Source organism: Streptomyces sp. NEAU-YJ-81, from assembly GCF_017592595.1.
In the GTDB taxonomy this organism is placed as follows: Bacteria; Actinomycetota; Actinomycetes; order Streptomycetales; family Streptomycetaceae; genus Streptomyces; species Streptomyces hygroscopicus_B.
This window is the reverse complement of sequence record NZ_JAGFNO010000001.1, coordinates 240,839-256,116: the sequence shown is the minus strand read 5'-3', so window position 1 is coordinate 256,116 and position 15,278 is coordinate 240,839. Positions and strand designations below refer to the sequence as shown.

The window sequence follows — 15,278 nt, the reverse complement described above, 5'->3', positions numbered from 1 at the left end:
CCGTACGGGCGCCAGGGGCCGTCCGGTCGTCCGCGAGCCGCTCATTTATCTCCGCTTCTCGCTTCATACGGACCCGAGTTATCACGGGGTCGCTGACTAAACTCTGGAGTCAGGAAAACGGCAGAAGTTGAAAAGCGGGGGAAATCATGGTGAGACCAGGGTCGCTCGGACCACCGACGACGGATCGGCGCGGCCGTTGGGCGCAGAGCCCACTCGCGCTCATGGACACCACGATGGACCAGTTGCGCACCTTGATCATGGTCCATGAGGCCGGTACCGCACTGGGCGCCGCACGGATTCTGGGCCGCGAACAGTCCAGCGTGCAAAAGCAGATCGACACCATGAACCGGAACTTTCGCGAGCTTTGCGGCGAACCCCTCATACTCAAGCAGGGGCGTGGCAAGGACGTGCTGTTCACCGGCACCGGAGAAGCCCTGGTCGAATTGGCGCGCGGAACTCTCGGCGAGTGGCTGGACGGCATCCATGAGTCACGGCGCCGCCTGGGAAAAACCCTGGTGGTGGGCACCACTCGATTTACCCTCAGCTATCTGGCGGGCGCCGGGGAGCGGGTGTCCGAGGAGTTCCGGCAGCGCGCCATCGACCTCAAGGTCGGCCATGTGCGCACCCGGGACGTACTGGCCAAGCTGCGCGCCAAGGATGTCGACCTGGTGTGCGGCTCCGTGGTGACCCGGCCCGAGGGCGACGATGAACTCGCCGCCTTCGATGTGATGGAGTGGCGCCGCAGCGGGGTCTCGCTGCTGACCAATCTGTCCGAGGCCGAGCTGCCCGGTCCCACCGCCCCGAGCAGCGCGCTGCGCTCCCTGCCGCTGGTGGTCTCGGCCAGCGGGCTGATGGCCGGGGTGCTGCACACCTGGTTCGGCGGCGACTACCGCAACAAGCTGCGCATCGCCGCCGAGATAGACACCGTCAACTACGGTTTCGAGCTGCTGCGCTCCGGTCTGCTGCGCGGCTGCATGCTGGTCACCAAGGGGGTCGCGGACGCGGCGGGCGATCCGCGGGTGGCGTACGGACGCGGGCTGCGCGCGGTCGAGCTGGTCAATGACACCGGGCCACGGCTGGAGGTGCTGCTGGGCGCCTTCACCCGGCGCGGTGAGCGCGCGTCCTATGACGCGGCCCATCCGCTCAATCTGCTCTGGGACGCGCTCGCCCAGGAGAACGCGCGCTGGCAGCGGGAGCAGCGCTGGCCCACGGCGGGCCTGGAGCCCGATCCGTTCGAGCTGGCCAACTCCTACAACCCGAGCGAGAGCTGAGCCGCGACCCGAGCGAGGGCCGAGCCGCCGAGCCGCCGGTCAGCCCTGCGGCCCGTACAGGTCCAGCTCCACCAGCAGCGCGCGGTGGTCGGTGTGCGGCAGATCCAGGAAGCGGGCCGTGCGCGGCCGCAGCGCCCGGCTGGCCAGCACATGGTCGATCTGCGCCCCCAGTACCGGGGCCGTGGCGCTCGGCCAGCTCGGCGTGCGGGAGACCCCGGTGGCCCGTGCGCTGTCCCGCAGCCCGGTGTCCAGGACGGCCCGGAAGGCGGCGTGGTCCTGGGTGGCGTTGAAGTCGCCCGCGATCAGGGTGGGTTCCTCACCCCGCCCGGCGGCGTAGGCCCGCAGCCGCCCCAGCTCGGTGCGCCAGACGTCCAACTGGCCCGGCATCGGCGGCATGGGATGCGCGACCTGCAGCCGCAGCCGCTGCCCGGCGATCCGGACGACCGCGCCCGGCATCCGCAGCGTCCCGCGCACCCCCTCCTCCCGGGTCAGCGGGTGGCGGCTCAGGATCGCCGAGCCCGCGGCGGGGCTGTCGCCGAGGGCGATACTCCGGTACGGGTAGGCCGCGCGGACGGCGGCCGAGTCCAGCGCCTCGGCGCACTCCGTGTCGCACTCCTGCACCGCGACCAGGTCTGGCCGCTCCCGGCGCAGCGCGGTCAGCAGCCCGTCCCTGGCCTGGCCGAACTCGAGGTTCGCGGTCATCACCCGCAGCCGGGCGAGGACCGGTCCGTGCGGCTCGGGCGGGGTGCCGCCGTCGTACGGCTGGATGAACCACCCGGTGGCCGCGGCTGCCGCCAGCGCCCAGCCGCACCCCAGTGGCCAGCGGGCGGCCGTGCCGAGCAGCAGCCCGAGCGCCGCCGGGACCAGCAGCCAGGGCAGAAAGGCCAGTAGCTGCGGTATGGGGGTGATGCCGTCGATGTCCGCGGCCCGGCACAGCACCACCACGCTGACCAGGGCCAGCGGCACCATCGCGGACCAGGCCGCCGTCCGCCGGGCCCGTCCGCCGGGGAGCCGGAGCAGCCGCCCGACCGCGCCCCAGGTGCCCCGGGCGCCGCGTGGGGCGCCGGGCGGTCGGCCGGGGCCTGTGCCTTGGTCCTCCGCGACTGTCGTCTCCACGCTGGGCCTCTCGATCGGGGCGGGGCGCACATTCTCTCCTACGCCCCGCAGGTCTAGACCTTGACGTGTTCATGAGCTAACTTCCCGGAGCATCGCAGGAGTTCATGTCGGCATCCGTCGTTCATATACACGAACCCCACCGTCAGGAGCCGCCCCCATGCGCACCAGAGCCCTGTATCTCGCCCTCGCCGCAGCGCTGGCCGCGCTGTTCGCGGGCATCCTCAGCGGCCCGGCCACGGCCGGGCAGACCCAGCGGTCCGCCGAACCCAAGGCCGCCGCCTTCACCCACCCCGGCGTCCTGGTCAGCCAGGCCCAGCTCGACTTCGTCCGCTCCAAGGTGAACGCCGGTGCGCAGCCCTGGAAGGGCGCGTACGACGCGATGCTGTCGAGCCCGTACGCCTCGCTGTCGCGCACCCCCAAGCCGCGGGCGGTCGTCGAATGCGGTCCGTACTCCGACCCCAACCTCGGCTGCACCGATGAGCGCCAGGACGCGCTCGCCGCCTACTCGCTCTCGCTGGCCTGGTACGTCACCCGCGACAGCCGCTACGCCGAGAAGGCGATCCAGATCATGGACGCCTGGTCGGCCACCATCAAGGACCACACCAACAGCAACGCCCCGCTGCAGACCGGCTGGGCCGGATCCTCCTGGCCCCGGGCGGCCGAGATCATCCGCTACACCTATGACGGCTGGTCGGACGCCTCCATCAGCCGCTTCTCCACCATGCTGCGGAACGTCTACCTCCCGAAGGTCATCGGCGGCTCGAACTCCAACGGCAACTGGGAGCTGGTGATGATGGAGGCCGCCACCGGCATCTCCGTCTTCCTCGACGACCGGGCCAGCTACGACAAGGCCGTCGCGAAGTTCCGCGGCCGCGTCCCCGCGTACATCTACCTGCAGTCCGACGGCTCCCTGCCCAAGACCGCGCCCGGCAGCGGCCTGGACACCCGCGACAAGATCGTCAAGTACTGGCAGGGCCAGACGACCTTCGTCACCGGCCTCACCCAGGAGACCTGCCGCGACTTCACCCACACCGGATACGGCATCGCCTCCATCGCCCATGTCGCCGAGACCAGCCGCATCCAGGGCCAGGACCTCTACCCCGAGGTGGGCGAGCGGCTGCGGCAGGCGCTGGGCTTCCAGTCGAAGTATGAACTCGGCGAGGGCGTGCCGTCCTGGCTGTGCGGCGGCAGTGTCAAGCGGGGCCTCGGCCCGATCACCGAGGTCGGCTACAACGCCCTGCACACCCGCCTCGGCATCGCCATGGCCAACACCCAGAAGCTCACCGAGCAGCAGCGCCCGGCGGGCACCAACAGCCTCTTCCTGGGCTGGGAGACCCTGACCCACGCGGAGAACCCCTCCTGATCGCTCCCGATCCCGCCCGACCCCGGACCGCCTGGCGGCCCGGGGTCGGGCGGTCCGGGGCCCCGGACCGCCCGAGATCTCGCGCTCTCCCGGCCCCGGCCGGTCACTCGCCGCGCAGCGCCAGCACCGCCTCGACCGTGTCCGCCTGATCCGCCGGCTTGTCCTCCCGGTAGCGCAGCACCCGCGCGAACCGCAGCGTGACGCCCGCCGGATAGCGGGACGAGCGCTGCAGCCCGTCGAAGGCCACCTCCACCACCAGCTCCGGGCGCACCCGCACCACCCAGCCGTCGTCGCTGACCGCGATCCCCAGCAGCGCCTGTGTCTGCCACTCCAGCATCGCGTCGGTGAGCCCCTTGAAGGTCTTGCCCAGCATCAGATACGTGCCGTCCGCCGCTCGCGCGCCCAGGTGGAGGTTGGACAGTTTCCCGGTGCGGCGGCCGTGTCCCCACTCCGCCGCCAGCACCACCAGATCCAGCGTGTGCACCGGTTTGACCTTCAGCCAGGACGCCCCGCGCCGGCCCGCGCCGTACGGCGCCTTCAGCGCCTTGACCAGCACCCCCTCATGCCCCCGGGCCAGCACGTCGGCGGCGAACTCCCGTGCCGCCCGCCGGGTTTCCGGATCCGCCGGGTCGTCGGCCACCAGCCGCCGCACCCGCCGGGGCCCGGGGGCGATCCGGGCGAGTTCGGCATGGCGCTCGCGGGCCGGGAGGTCGAGGAGATCGCGGTCGTCCACGACGAGCAGATCGAAGAAGACGGGGGACAGCGGCAGCGCGGCCGACGCCCCGGCCACATCGAGCCGGGAGCCGACCCGGGCGGAGGTCTCCTGGAACGGCCGTGGCCGCCCCTCGGCGTCCAGCAGGATCACCTCACCGTCGAGGATCGCCCGGTCCACCGCCAGTTCCCGCGCCGCCGTGACGACCTCCGGCAGCCGGTCGGTGATCTCGTCGAGGGTGCGGGTGTAGATCCGTACGTCCTCGCCGTCGCGGTGCACCTGGACCCGGATCCCGTCCAGCTTCTCCTCGACCGCGCACGGCCCCAGCCGGTCCATGGCCTCATCCAGGTCCTTGGCGCTCTGCGCGAGCATCGGCAGCACCGGCCGCCCCACCTCGAGCCGGAAGTCGGCCAGGGCCTCCGGGCCGCGCGCCAGCAGCGCCTCGGCGACGGTGCCCAGCGAACCGCCGACCATCACCGCCCGCCGCACCTCGGCGGCCGGTGCGCCCACCGCCTCGGCGAGCCCCTCCACGGCCAGCCCTTCCAGCGCCCCCTGCCGCAGCTCCCCGCCGATCAGCCCGAGCAGAAAGCCCTGCTCCTCCTTGGTCGCGGCGGCCAGCAGCTCGCCCATCAGCCGCTTGCGGGCCGCGGTCGCGCCGGTGCCGGAGACCGCCGCGACCCGGGTGAGGGCCTCGTCCACATCGAGCACCGCGAGCGTCGGCCCGGCGGCGGGTTCCCGCCGGTGGCGCAGGGTGGACCAGCCCACTCCGGTCCGGCGCTGGGGCAGTTTGCCCGCGAGGTAGGTGATCACCACGGCCGCCTCGGCCGGTTCCGTACGCCGGAACAGCCGGGCCAGCGCGGCGATCTTCTCCGAGCGGGCGGAGGTGGCCGCGACCTGGCGGGAGGTCAGCGCGACATCAGCCAGCAGCATGGCTCCAGCCTGCCCCGCACCCCGCCGGGAAGCCAGGCACCCCGGCTCTCAGGCGGTACGTCCCGCCTCGCCGCGTCCCGCTTCGCCGCGTCCTCCCGCGCCGCTGCGGCCCGGCCCGGCGCACAGCGACCAGATGACGAGGGCGTCGATGATGAGCAGCACAGTGGCCCAGACCGGGTAGTACGGCAGCCACAGGAAGTTGGCGCTCAGCGCGAGCCCGGCCAGCACCACACCCGTGACCCGGGCCCACATCGCACCGGTGAACACCGCGAACCCGGAGAGCAGGAGGGCGATGCCGACGCCGAAGTGGACCCATCCCCAGCCGGCGAGGTCGAACTGGAAGATATAGCTCTGCGTGACCAGGAACACCCGGTCGGTCCGGATGGCCGAGATGCCCTGGAGCAGGTTCATCAGCCCACTGAAGATCATCATGACCGCCGCGAAGACGAGCCATCCACTCACCGCCCGGTGCGCGTGGCCCGGGGCGACCCCTGTCTGAACTCCACCGGCGTGACTGGCCATGTCGGGCTCCTTCGTCAGGCGCAATCGGTGCCGCGTCGGCACCGATTGACGGCAATAAGGGTGAATTGCCCTTTTTCTCAGATTTGCATAGACCCCCGGCTTCGGCACCTCGCCATCGTGAATACGCCCCGCTGGAGCGCTCCGTAATCGATTAGGCACGGAAAGTCGCGCACTGTATGTGCCTTGTCGTTTCGCGCCCGGCCGGCGGAAGCGGGGATTCGCCTTCCAGGATTTCCCGGTGTAGATGTATGTGTATGGCCCGGTTTATGGGTCGATCGTGGGCTGCCCGCATGATCCCCGGTCGGCGCCCACGGAGTCGGCGCCGGGAGCGCCCGGAGGTGGCGGGCCGGCGCTTTCGATCGTGGCTGAGCGTCCGCAGCGTCGCCGGCCAGGTCTTCGTCCTCCAACTCGTGATCGTGCTGCTGCTCGGCGCGGCGGCGACCATCGCCCTGGTACTCCAGGTGCGGCACGACGCCACCGACGAGGCCCGCGGCCGGTCCATCGCGGTCGCCGAATCCTTCGCCAACTCCCCCGGCATCGTCCAGGCCCTGCACACCCGCAACCCGACCAAGGCGCTCCAGCCGAAGGCCGAGGCCGCCCGGAAGAAATCCGGGCTCGACTTCGTCGTGGTGGTGACCCCGAAGGGCATCCGGCTCACCCACCCCAAGCCCGACCGCATCGGCAAGCACTTCATCGGCAACATCGGCCCCCCGCTGCGGGGGCACACCATCACCGAGAGCCGCCCCGGGACCCTCGGCCCGGCGATGCAGGCGGTCGCCCCGATCTTCGACAGCCATCACAAGGTCGTCGGCCTGGTGGGCGCGGGGATCACGATCCAGAAGGTGAGCGGGCTCGCCAACCGCCAGCTCCCGCTGCTCGTCGGCGCCGTCTCCGCCTCCCTCGTCCTCGCCACCGGCGGCACCGCCCTGGTGAGCAGACGGCTGCGGCGGCAGACCCGCGGCCTGGACCCGGTCGAGATGACGCGGATGTACGAGCACCATGACGCGGTGCTGCACTCGGTGCGCGAGGGCGTGCTGATCGTCGGCGGCGACGGGCGGCTGGTGCTCGCCAACGACGAGGCGTCCCGGCTGCTCGATCTGCCGCCGCGGCCGGAGGGGCGGCTGGTCGACGATCTGGGCCTGGATCCCCATGTCGCCGACGTCCTGGCCTCCGGGCGCGATGTCACCGACGAGGTGCTGGTGGCCGGCGACCGGCTGCTGGCCATCAACAACCGGCTGACCGACCGCGACGGCGGGCCGCCCGGCAGCGTCGCCACCCTGCGCGACTCCACCGAACTGCGCGCCCTCTCCGGCCGTGCCGACGTGGCCCAGAAGCGGCTCAAGCTGCTGTACGACGCGAGCGTGGAGATCGGCACCACCCTCGATGTGGCCCGGACCGCCGAGGAGCTGGCACAGGTGGCGGTGGACCGCTTCGCCGACTTCGTCACGGTCGACCTGGCGGAGCCCGTGGCGCGCGGCGATGAGCCGCTGGCGGTCGGCGGTGTCGAGATGCGCCGGGAGGCGGTCCACGGGATCCGGCCCGGCCAGGGCCACCCCTTCTATCCGGTCGGCCGGGTGTTCTCGTTCGTCCCGACCTCCCCCCAGGCGTTCGGGCTGAGCGAGGGTGAGCCGGTCGTCGAGGACGATCTCACCGAGGCCACCGGCTGGCAGGCGCAGGACCCCGAGCAGACCGCCAAGGTCATCGAATACGGCGTCCGGTCCCTGGTCACCGTGCCGCTGCGGGCCCGGGGCGTGCTGCTGGGCGTGGTCAACTTCTGGCGGATGAAGCAGCGCGAGCCCTTCGAAGAGGAGGAGGTGTCCCTCGCCGAGGAGCTCGCCGCGCACGCCGCGGTCTGTATCGACAACGCCCGCCGCTACACCCGTGAGCACACGATGGCGGTCACCCTGCAGCACAGCCTGCTGCCCCGCGCCCTGCCCGAGCAGAACGCGCTGGATGTGGCCTTCCGCTATCTGCCGGCCGAGTCGGGGGTCGGGGGCGACTGGTTCGACGTCATCCCGTTGCCGGGGGCGCGGGTGGCGCTGGTGGTGGGCGATGTGGTGGGGCATGGCCTGCACGCGGCGGCGACGATGGGGCGGTTGCGGACGGCGGTGCACAACTTCTCCACGCTCGACCTTCCGCCCGACGAGATCCTGTCGCACCTCGACGATCTGATCGCCCGGATCGACCAGGACGAGGGCCCTGGCGGGCCGGATGGCGATGGCGCCGGCAGTGAGGGGATCACCGGGGCGACATGTCTGTACGCGATCTACGATCCGGTGACGCGGTGGTGCACGATGGCGCGGGCCGGTCATCCGCCGCCCGCGCTGGTGCGTCCGGACGGCTCCGTGGAGTTCCTCGACCTGCCCGCCGGGCCACCGCTGGGCCTGGGCGGGCTGCCGTTCGAGACCGCCGAGGTGGAACTGGCCGAGGGCAGCCATCTCGTCCTCTATACCGACGGGCTCATCGAGGACCGCCGCCGGGAGATCGACACCGGTCTTGAGATGCTGCGCGACGCCCTGTCCCACCCCGGCCGGACGCCCGACGAGATCTGCACCGAGGTGCTGGACGCGCTGCTGCCCAGCAACCCGAGCGATGACATCGCCCTGATCGCCGCCCGTACCCGGGTCGTGGGCGGCGACCGGGTGGCCTCCTGGGACGTGCCGTCCGACCCCGCCGCCGTGGCCGGGGTGCGCGCCGAGGTGATGCGGAAGCTGGCGGAGTGGGGGCTGGACGAGGCGGCGTTCACCGCCGAGTTGGTGCTCAGCGAACTGATCACCAACGCGATCCGCTATGCGACCGGCCCGATCCGGGTGCAGTTGCTCCGCGACAAGGCCCTGATCTGCGAGGTCTCCGACACCAGCAGCACCTCCCCGCATCTGCGGTACGCGGCGACGACGGACGAGGGTGGCCGGGGGCTCTTCCTGGTCGCCCAGTTCGCCGAGCGCTGGGGCACCCGCTACACCTCGAACGGCAAGGTCATCTGGGCCGAGCTGGCGATTCCGTGAAGCTTCGGGGGCGGGACGCTTCCGGATCCGTGACGTTTCCGGGTCGGGAACGCTTGCGAGCGATGGCAGCGGCATATGCGTCCGGAAGGTGACGCTTCTCGACGCTCCGATTTGACGGACCGTCATGATCCATGTGATGAGCGGGACCGGTCAAAGTGACGTGACTCTACTAACATGTGGCGCCCACGGCTTGATGTCCGCGTGGTCCAGCCAAAAACCCTCAACGCGCCCATGAGGACCTGATAGATGTCAGCACACATATCCAGCCATCCGTACAAAGGGCCCTCGGTGACACGTGGGGCCCTGACCGTCCCCCTGCTGGCAGCCGTCGTCGCCGGTGGAGCGGGACTGTGGGTGACCAGCGCCGTGCCCTCCGCCCAGCGCGCCTCCGTCGCCGTCTTCTGCGGAGTGGCCGCCGTGCTGCTGGGGGTGGCGCTCGCGGTCGCCACCAACCGCTCGCGGACCATCGGCCGTCTCCAGGAGCGGGTCACGGAGCTGGAGACCGCGGCCGCCGCCAAGGAGATCGAGGCCACCCGGATCGCCGAGGAAACGATTCCGTCCGCAGTGCGGAGACTGCGCGAGGGCGGCTCGGCGGAAACCGTGATCACCCGCATGGAGCGCCCCACCAGCAGGGCCCATCAGCAGCTCTTGCGGGCGTTGCTGCGCGAGATCGGCGACGGTGAGCGGATGCGCGCCTCCGCGATGGCCGCGTGCGCCAACGCCGCGGGCCGTGTCCAGGCGCTGGCCACCAGCATGCTGGCCGATCTGCGGGAGATGGAGAACCGCCACGACGAGACCGTCCTCGGCGATCTGCTGAAACTGGACCACACCACCGCCCAGGCGGGCCGGATCGCGGACAGTATCGCGGTGCTGACCGGTGCGCGCTCCGGGCGCCGCTGGACCAAGCCGATCGTCATGGAGTCCGTGCTGCGCGGCGCGATCGGCCGGATCAGCGCCTTCCAGCGGGTACGGGTCCACTCGGCCAGCAACGCCGCGGTGGCCGGTTACGCGGCCGAGGGCGTCATGCACGCCCTCGCCGAACTGATGGACAACGCCGCCAGCTTCTCGCCTCCCACCGAGGAGGTGCATGTGTACGTCGAGGAGACGCACGCGGGCGTCGTGGTGACCATCGAGGACGGCGGACTCGTGATGGGCCCGGCCGCCCTGGACCGCGCCCAGAAGTCCGTCTCCTCCGAGAGCCTGGACCTGATGAGCCTGTCCGGCACCCGGCTGGGCCTGGCCGTCGTCGGCTGTCTGGCCCGTAAGCACGGGCTCACCGTCTCCTTCCGGCCGTCCGCGCGGGGCGGCACCGGTGTGGTCGTCCTGATCCCGCAGCAGTTGATCACGCACGTCAACCAGGACGCCGTCGTCCTCGACGCACCGGGCTCCGTCCGCTCCGGGGTCCCCCGGCAGGCGTCCGCCCAGGCCGTCGCGTCCACGGCCACCACCACCGAGGCCCCCGCCGCGGCGGCCCCCGCACCCGCCACCTCGCCGTCCCCTTCGCTGCCCCCTTCGCCGTCGTCCGCGCCGGAGCCCACCGCGCCGGAGCCCGCAGCGCAGCCCCCACGGCCCGTCAACGGACTGCCCAAGCGGCGCCGTGGCGAGACGCTGGCCGCCGCCACCCGGGCGGCCGCCCAGGCGGCCGAGGCGGAACCCAAGGCCAAGATCAGCCGTCCACGACCCGAGGAAGCCGGAGCCCGCTTCGGCGCCTTCCGCCAGGCGGCCCGCGGTGGTTCCGCCACCGGTGCCCCGTGTGACACCGAGCCTTCGGTATCCGCAGAGCACAACGAGACCGCCGAGTCCGCCGAGCCTGCCGTATCCGCCGAGTCCGCCGAGCCTGCCGAGAACGACAAGCCGTGACAGAAGGAACGCCGATGAACACCACCGACCGCAGCTTGGACTGGCTGTTGGAGAACCTGCTGGAGAAGACCCCGGGGTCACGCCACGCGCTGGTGCTGTCGCGGGACGGGCTCAAACTGTGCCTCTCCTCCGGGTTGTCCGTGGACCAGGCCGATCAGCTGGCGGCCATCGCGTCGGGCATCCAGAGCCTCGCCCATGGCGCGTCCATCGAGTTCGGCGACGGCAGCGGCGGCGTACGGCAGTCGATGACGGAGTTCCACGGGGGAATTCTGTTCATCGTCGAGGCCGGCGAAGGCGCCCATCTCGCCGTGGTGGCCAATGACGACGCCGATGTCGGCATCATCGGCCACAACATGAACGAGCTGGTCGAGCAGATCGGTGACCATCTGCGGGCTGCCCCGAGGGTGGCCGCGGGCGACAGCGGCGGCGGGGCGAAGGCATGATCCGAGGGCCGCTGGACAAGGAGGGGCCGGACCGGCTGTACACCGTCACCGGCGGCCGCAGCCGGGCGGACGAGAGCCGGTTCGACATGGTCACGCTGATCGTCAGCGAAAGCGACCCCACCCCCGGGATGCAGTCCGAGCACGTCCGGATCCTGCGGATGTGCCGCCGCCCCCTGTCGGTCGTGGAGATCTCCTCGTATCTGGAACTGCCCGTCAGCGTGGTCAAGATCCTGCTGTGCGATCTGCTGGACACCGGCCGGATCACCGCGCGCCATCCGCAGGTGGCCCGCCCCGGCGGCCGGCTGCCCGGGCCCGAAACCCTGAAGAAGGTGCTCGTTGCACTCCAGAATCTCTGACGACACCGTCAGCATGGCACTCCCCGGCAGCACCGGACACGCTCCGCTGCGGGAGAGCGCGAGCAACGGTCTCAAGATCGTGATCGTGGGCGGGTTCGGCGTCGGCAAGACGACGATGGTGCGGTCGGTCAGCGAGATCCGCCCGCTCAGCACCGAGGAGACGATGACGCAGGCGGGCGTCGGCATCGACGACGCCTCGTTCGTGCGGCACAAGACCACCACCACGGTGGCCTTCGACTTCGGCCGGATCAGCCTGGACGAGCAGATGGTGCTCTATCTGTTCGGCGCCCCGGGCCAGGAGCGGTTCTGGTTCCTGTGGGACCGGCTCTTCTCCGGGACCCTGGGCGCGGTCGTCCTGGTGGACACCAATCGGCTCTCCGACTCCTGGTACGCGCTGGACCGGCTGGAACACCACGGCACGCCGTTCATCGTGGCCCGCAACAACTTCACCGAGCCGCAGCACTCGCTGGAGGAGGTGCGGGAGGCGCTCGACCTTCCGCCCGAGGTGCCGATGATCGACTGCGACGCCCGTAAGCGCGACTCCAGCAAGGCCGTACTGGTCGCGCTCGCCCACTACCTCTACTCCCTTTCCACCAACGGCGCCGCCGGGGAGAGCACCGCGTGACCACCCCTGACCCCAAGCCCTCGTTCGAGGACCTGTCGGAGGATCTGCCCGAGGACCTGCCCGAGGACCTGTCGGAGGGCTCGTCCGAGGACCCGCCCGAGCCCGTCTTCCGGTCCGCCCCCGCGCCGCCCGATGGGGTGGTGCCCACCGGGTCGCTGCCGCTGGACTACCAGCGGTTCCGGGACGAGCCGCTGGACCTCTACCGGGAGCTGCGCCGGGACCACGGCCCCGTCGTGCCCGTCCTGCTGGACGGCAAGATCCCCGTCTGGGCGGTGCTCGGCTACCGCGAGGTGGTCCGGGTCACCACCGATCCCCGGCTGTTCGCCCGCGACCCCCGCCGCTGGCACGCCTGGCATCTGGTGCCGCCCGACTGGGAGTTGATGACCTTCGTCGGCTACCGCCCGACCATGCTCTTCAGCGAGGGCGCCGAGCACCAGCGGCGGGCCGAGGCGATCTGGGACGGTCTGGCGTCGGTGGACCAGTTCGAACTGCGCGCGCAGTGCGAGCGCGTCGCCGACCGGCTGATCGACACCTTCGCGGGCAGCGGCCGGGCCGATCTGGTGGCCGAGTACGCCAGCCAGATCCCGCTGCGCGTGGTGACCCGGCTGTACGGACTGGACGACGCCGAATCCGCCGCCATCCAGGACGATTCGCTCCACCTCACCGGACCCGACGCCCCCCTCGCGCTGCGGAATATGCAGACCAGGACGGAGGCGCTGATCAAGCGCGTCCGGGAGAACCCCGACCAGGTCAACGTCGCCGCCCATCTGGTGGCCCACCCGGCCGGGCTCACCGACGACGAGATCGTCAACGACCTGCTCGGCAGCGTCTACGCCGTCCAGCAGCCCACCAGCGACCTGATCGGCAACGCCCTCCGGCTGATGCTGACGGACGAACGGTTCGCCATCACCCTCTCCGGCGGCCGGCGCAGCGTCGGCCAGGCGCTCAACGAGGTGCTGTGGGAGGACACCCCGGTCCCGTTCTGGATCGGCCGCTGGGCCGCCGAGGACACCATGCTCGGCGGACGCCGCATCAGGAAGGGCGACTGCCTGATGCTGGGCCTCGCCGCGGCCAACGCCGACCCCGACGTACGCCCGGACTTCCACTCCGGCGCGGGCGGCAACCAGGCCCATATGGCCTTCAGCCACGGCAAGCACGGCTGCCCCCCGGCCGCCCGTGAGATCGCCCAGGTCATCGCCGGCGCCGCGGTCGAGGTCCTCCTCGACCGCCTCCCGGACGTCGCCCTGTCCGTCGCCCCGGACGACCTCGAATGGCGGGTCACCCTGATGATGCGCGGCGTGGCCGCCCTCCCGGTCCGGTTCACCCCGGCCCACCTCCACTGACCCTTCGCTGTCCCCCGGTGATGCGTTGCCACCGCCGGGGGACGAAAGGGGTACCGGTTTTCCCATCTGGCGCGTGCGAGGGCGTAGCGTGGAAGCCACATCCACCTGATACCTGACGGTGAGTGGGGGGCCAGGGTCATGGGCTGTGACGACGAGCAGGGGCTCGGGGATCGGATCGCTCGGTTCCGGGTCCGGCGCAAGCTCACCCAGGAGCGGCTCGCCGAACGGGCGGAGTTGTCCGTGGACGTGGTGCGCAAGCTGGAACAGGGCCGGCGGCAGACGGCGCGGCTCTCGACGATCAACGCCCTCGCCCGCGCTCTCGATGTGGAACCGTCCGTACTGATCGGGCAGCCGACCACCTTCGAAGCCCGTCAGGAGGGCGACTCGCCGTCCGTTCTCGCGCTACGGCAGGCCGTCTCCCCGCTGACCGAACTCCTCGGTGAGGACGCCGACCCCGAGGCCCCGCCGACCGTCGGCGCGCTGCGCGCCGCGTTACGGTCCACCGAACGGGTCCGGCGCGAGGGGCGGATGGCCGACATCGGCGTCCTGCTGCCCCAGCTCATCCGGGACCCCAGGACGGCGGCTCACGCTCACAGCGGCGCCGACGCCGCCGCGGCCCATGCGGTGCTCGCCGAGGCGTACCAGGTGGCGGCCACCACGCTGGCCGCGCTCGGCAGGGAAGACGCCGGTTTCACAGCGCTGGAGCGCTCAATGGAGGCCGCCCGGCGGTCGGACGATCCGCACCTCGAGACCATGGGCATCTCCACGTTGTCGTGGATCCTCACCAAGCAGGGACGGTTGGAGGACGCCGAGCGCGTCGCCCTGACCGCCGCCGAGCGGATCGAGCCCGGATTCCGGTCCCGGCCCATCGATCTGTCCCTGTGGGGGATGCTGCTGCTGCGCGCGGCGACCGCGACCGTGCGGCGCGGTACCTGACGGCGTGTGTCACTTCACGCGCGGCAAGTGGTCGGCCTCCTACGGCTGATCTCACCGTCGATGGGCACGCGCTGTACGAACAGCCCGGCTTCAACACCGTGAACGACGTCCACGGGGTGTGGATGCCGCTGACAGCGCGAGCTTGAGCCCCCTGGTGGTGCGTTGTCACTGCCAGGGGGCAGGGCTTTTCTGGTCAGCTTCCGGAAGTGTGCTGCTCGACGTTGGTGGTCAGTCGGCGCAGTAGCTCCTGCGCGGTCTTGATCTCGTCGTCCTAGGAGAAGGAATCCGTGCCATCTGTCGAAGGTGTCCGTGGCCTCCTCGCCCGGTATTTGACGGGGCGACTCGAGGACGGCTCGGTCTGTCTTGAAGTCCTCGGGCTTGAGGTCATCGACCAGGGGCGAAGGTTCACGGTGGTGGTCGAACTGATCGCTCCGGACGGGCATTGGAGAGTCCGTCTGGAGTGTGACAGTTCCGAGCACCGGATCTTCGACGGCAGTTCGCCGGGGGAACTCGTACAGGCGGTGGCCATGTCGCTCCGCATCCGCCTCTTCGAGTGGTGGCACACCAAGGGCTCCGAGCGGCAGTCGGCCAGGCTCGGCGAGCGTTTGAACTAGGACCAATTTCGGTGGCCCTGCCCTTCGCGCCAAAAGGGCGGGGCCGCTGGCCTTTCTTCTGGCCACCGATGCGGGCCCTCTGGCCCAAGTGGGGATGTACTGACGTTGACGTGGCCGACCGCCGCTGCGTGGGCCTTGTTGGTACCGGGCCGGGAGCATCGCAGGGCGGGAGAAGAAGGGGG

General features: G+C 71.1%; 13 protein-coding genes. 10 read left to right on the top strand and 3 right to left on the bottom strand.

The genetic code is table 11. The annotated features are described in order from the left end of the window. The first annotated feature begins 221 nt into the window (after positions 1-221). Complete coding sequence (locus J5X86_RS01150) at positions 222-1,271, top strand: LysR family transcriptional regulator (RefSeq protein WP_240450624.1); 1,050 nt, start codon at positions 222-224, stop codon at positions 1,269-1,271. A gap of 39 nt (positions 1,272-1,310) precedes the next feature. Here the strand turns inward: J5X86_RS01150 and J5X86_RS01145 are convergent, their stop codons facing one another. Further along, positions 1,311-2,387, bottom strand: coding sequence for an endonuclease/exonuclease/phosphatase family protein (locus tag J5X86_RS01145; RefSeq protein WP_374229208.1), 1,077 nt, complete (start codon positions 2,385-2,387; stop codon positions 1,311-1,313). Between the two features lie 157 nt (positions 2,388-2,544). Here J5X86_RS01145 and J5X86_RS01140 point away from each other — a divergent pair, with 157 nt between their 5' ends. Next, positions 2,545-3,750, top strand: coding sequence for an alginate lyase family protein (locus J5X86_RS01140; RefSeq protein ID WP_208514968.1), 1,206 nt, complete (start codon positions 2,545-2,547; stop codon positions 3,748-3,750). Between the two features lie 103 nt (positions 3,751-3,853). Here J5X86_RS01140 and J5X86_RS01135 read toward each other — a convergent pair whose 3' ends face one another. After that, positions 3,854-5,392 (bottom strand): ATP-dependent DNA ligase, encoded by a 1,539-nt coding sequence (locus J5X86_RS01135; protein WP_208514967.1) that lies wholly within the window; start codon positions 5,390-5,392, stop codon positions 3,854-3,856. Positions 5,393-5,440: 48 nt separating this feature from the next. Next, positions 5,441-5,914 (bottom strand): hypothetical protein, encoded by a 474-nt coding sequence (locus J5X86_RS01130; protein WP_208514966.1) that lies wholly within the window; start codon positions 5,912-5,914, stop codon positions 5,441-5,443. Positions 5,915-6,168: 254 nt separating this feature from the next. Here J5X86_RS01130 and J5X86_RS01125 point away from each other — a divergent pair, with 254 nt between their 5' ends. The 8 genes from J5X86_RS01125 to J5X86_RS01090 all read left to right on the top strand — a co-directional run bounded on the left by J5X86_RS01125 (position 6,169) and on the right by J5X86_RS01090 (position 15,096). Beyond that, positions 6,169-8,919 carry a SpoIIE family protein phosphatase gene (locus J5X86_RS01125; RefSeq protein WP_374229207.1) on the top strand — a complete coding sequence of 917 codons (2,751 nt, stop codon included), beginning with the start codon at positions 6,169-6,171 and terminating at the stop codon, positions 8,917-8,919. 246 nt (positions 8,920-9,165) lie between these two features. Beyond that, the gene (locus J5X86_RS01120; RefSeq protein WP_208514964.1) at positions 9,166-10,779 is read left to right on the top strand and encodes a sensor histidine kinase KdpD; all 1,614 of its coding nucleotides are present in this window, start codon (positions 9,166-9,168) and stop codon (positions 10,777-10,779) included. 14 nt (positions 10,780-10,793) lie between these two features. Beyond that, the gene (locus J5X86_RS01115) at positions 10,794-11,222 is read left to right on the top strand and encodes a roadblock/LC7 domain-containing protein (protein WP_208514963.1); all 429 of its coding nucleotides are present in this window, start codon (positions 10,794-10,796) and stop codon (positions 11,220-11,222) included. Then, positions 11,219-11,578, top strand: coding sequence for a DUF742 domain-containing protein (locus J5X86_RS01110; RefSeq protein WP_069860309.1), 360 nt, complete (start codon positions 11,219-11,221; stop codon positions 11,576-11,578). The genes J5X86_RS01115 and J5X86_RS01110 overlap by 4 nt, the downstream gene beginning before the upstream one ends. Next, positions 11,559-12,203 carry an ATP/GTP-binding protein gene (locus J5X86_RS01105; RefSeq protein ID WP_374229206.1) on the top strand — a complete coding sequence of 215 codons (645 nt, stop codon included), beginning with the start codon at positions 11,559-11,561 and terminating at the stop codon, positions 12,201-12,203. Before J5X86_RS01110 ends, J5X86_RS01105 begins: the two co-directional genes overlap by 20 nt. Next, the gene (locus J5X86_RS01100; protein ID WP_208514961.1) at positions 12,200-13,546 is read left to right on the top strand and encodes a cytochrome P450; all 1,347 of its coding nucleotides are present in this window, start codon (positions 12,200-12,202) and stop codon (positions 13,544-13,546) included. Before J5X86_RS01105 ends, J5X86_RS01100 begins: the two co-directional genes overlap by 4 nt. A gap of 138 nt (positions 13,547-13,684) precedes the next feature. Next, on the top strand, positions 13,685-14,482 hold the full coding sequence (locus J5X86_RS01095) for a helix-turn-helix domain-containing protein (protein WP_208514960.1): 798 nt from the start codon (positions 13,685-13,687) through the stop codon (positions 14,480-14,482). Positions 14,483-14,769: 287 nt separating this feature from the next. Further along, entirely contained in the window at positions 14,770-15,096 is a 327-nt protein-coding gene (locus tag J5X86_RS01090) for a hypothetical protein (protein WP_208514959.1), read from the top strand. The last annotated feature ends 182 nt before the right edge of the window (positions 15,097-15,278 follow it).

What these genes read in the sequence shown, in the direction of transcription:
- J5X86_RS01150 (WP_240450624.1), top strand. Translation starts at nt 222, where the DNA reads ATGGACACCACGATGGACCAGTTGCGCACCTTGATCATGGTCCATGAG.
- J5X86_RS01125 (WP_374229207.1), top strand. Translation starts at nt 6,169, where the DNA reads ATGGCCCGGTTTATGGGTCGATCGTGGGCTGCCCGCATGATCCCCGGT.
- J5X86_RS01130 (WP_208514966.1), bottom strand. Translation starts at nt 5,914, where the DNA reads ATGGCCAGTCACGCCGGTGGAGTTCAGACAGGGGTCGCCCCGGGCCAC.
- J5X86_RS01115 (WP_208514963.1), top strand. Translation starts at nt 10,794, where the DNA reads ATGAACACCACCGACCGCAGCTTGGACTGGCTGTTGGAGAACCTGCTG.
- J5X86_RS01095 (WP_208514960.1), top strand. Translation starts at nt 13,685, where the DNA reads ATGGGCTGTGACGACGAGCAGGGGCTCGGGGATCGGATCGCTCGGTTC.
- J5X86_RS01135 (WP_208514967.1), bottom strand. Translation starts at nt 5,392, where the DNA reads ATGCTGCTGGCTGATGTCGCGCTGACCTCCCGCCAGGTCGCGGCCACC.
- J5X86_RS01120 (WP_208514964.1), top strand. Translation starts at nt 9,166, where the DNA reads ATGTCAGCACACATATCCAGCCATCCGTACAAAGGGCCCTCGGTGACA.
- J5X86_RS01110 (WP_069860309.1), top strand. Translation starts at nt 11,219, where the DNA reads ATGATCCGAGGGCCGCTGGACAAGGAGGGGCCGGACCGGCTGTACACC.
- J5X86_RS01140 (WP_208514968.1), top strand. Translation starts at nt 2,545, where the DNA reads ATGCGCACCAGAGCCCTGTATCTCGCCCTCGCCGCAGCGCTGGCCGCG.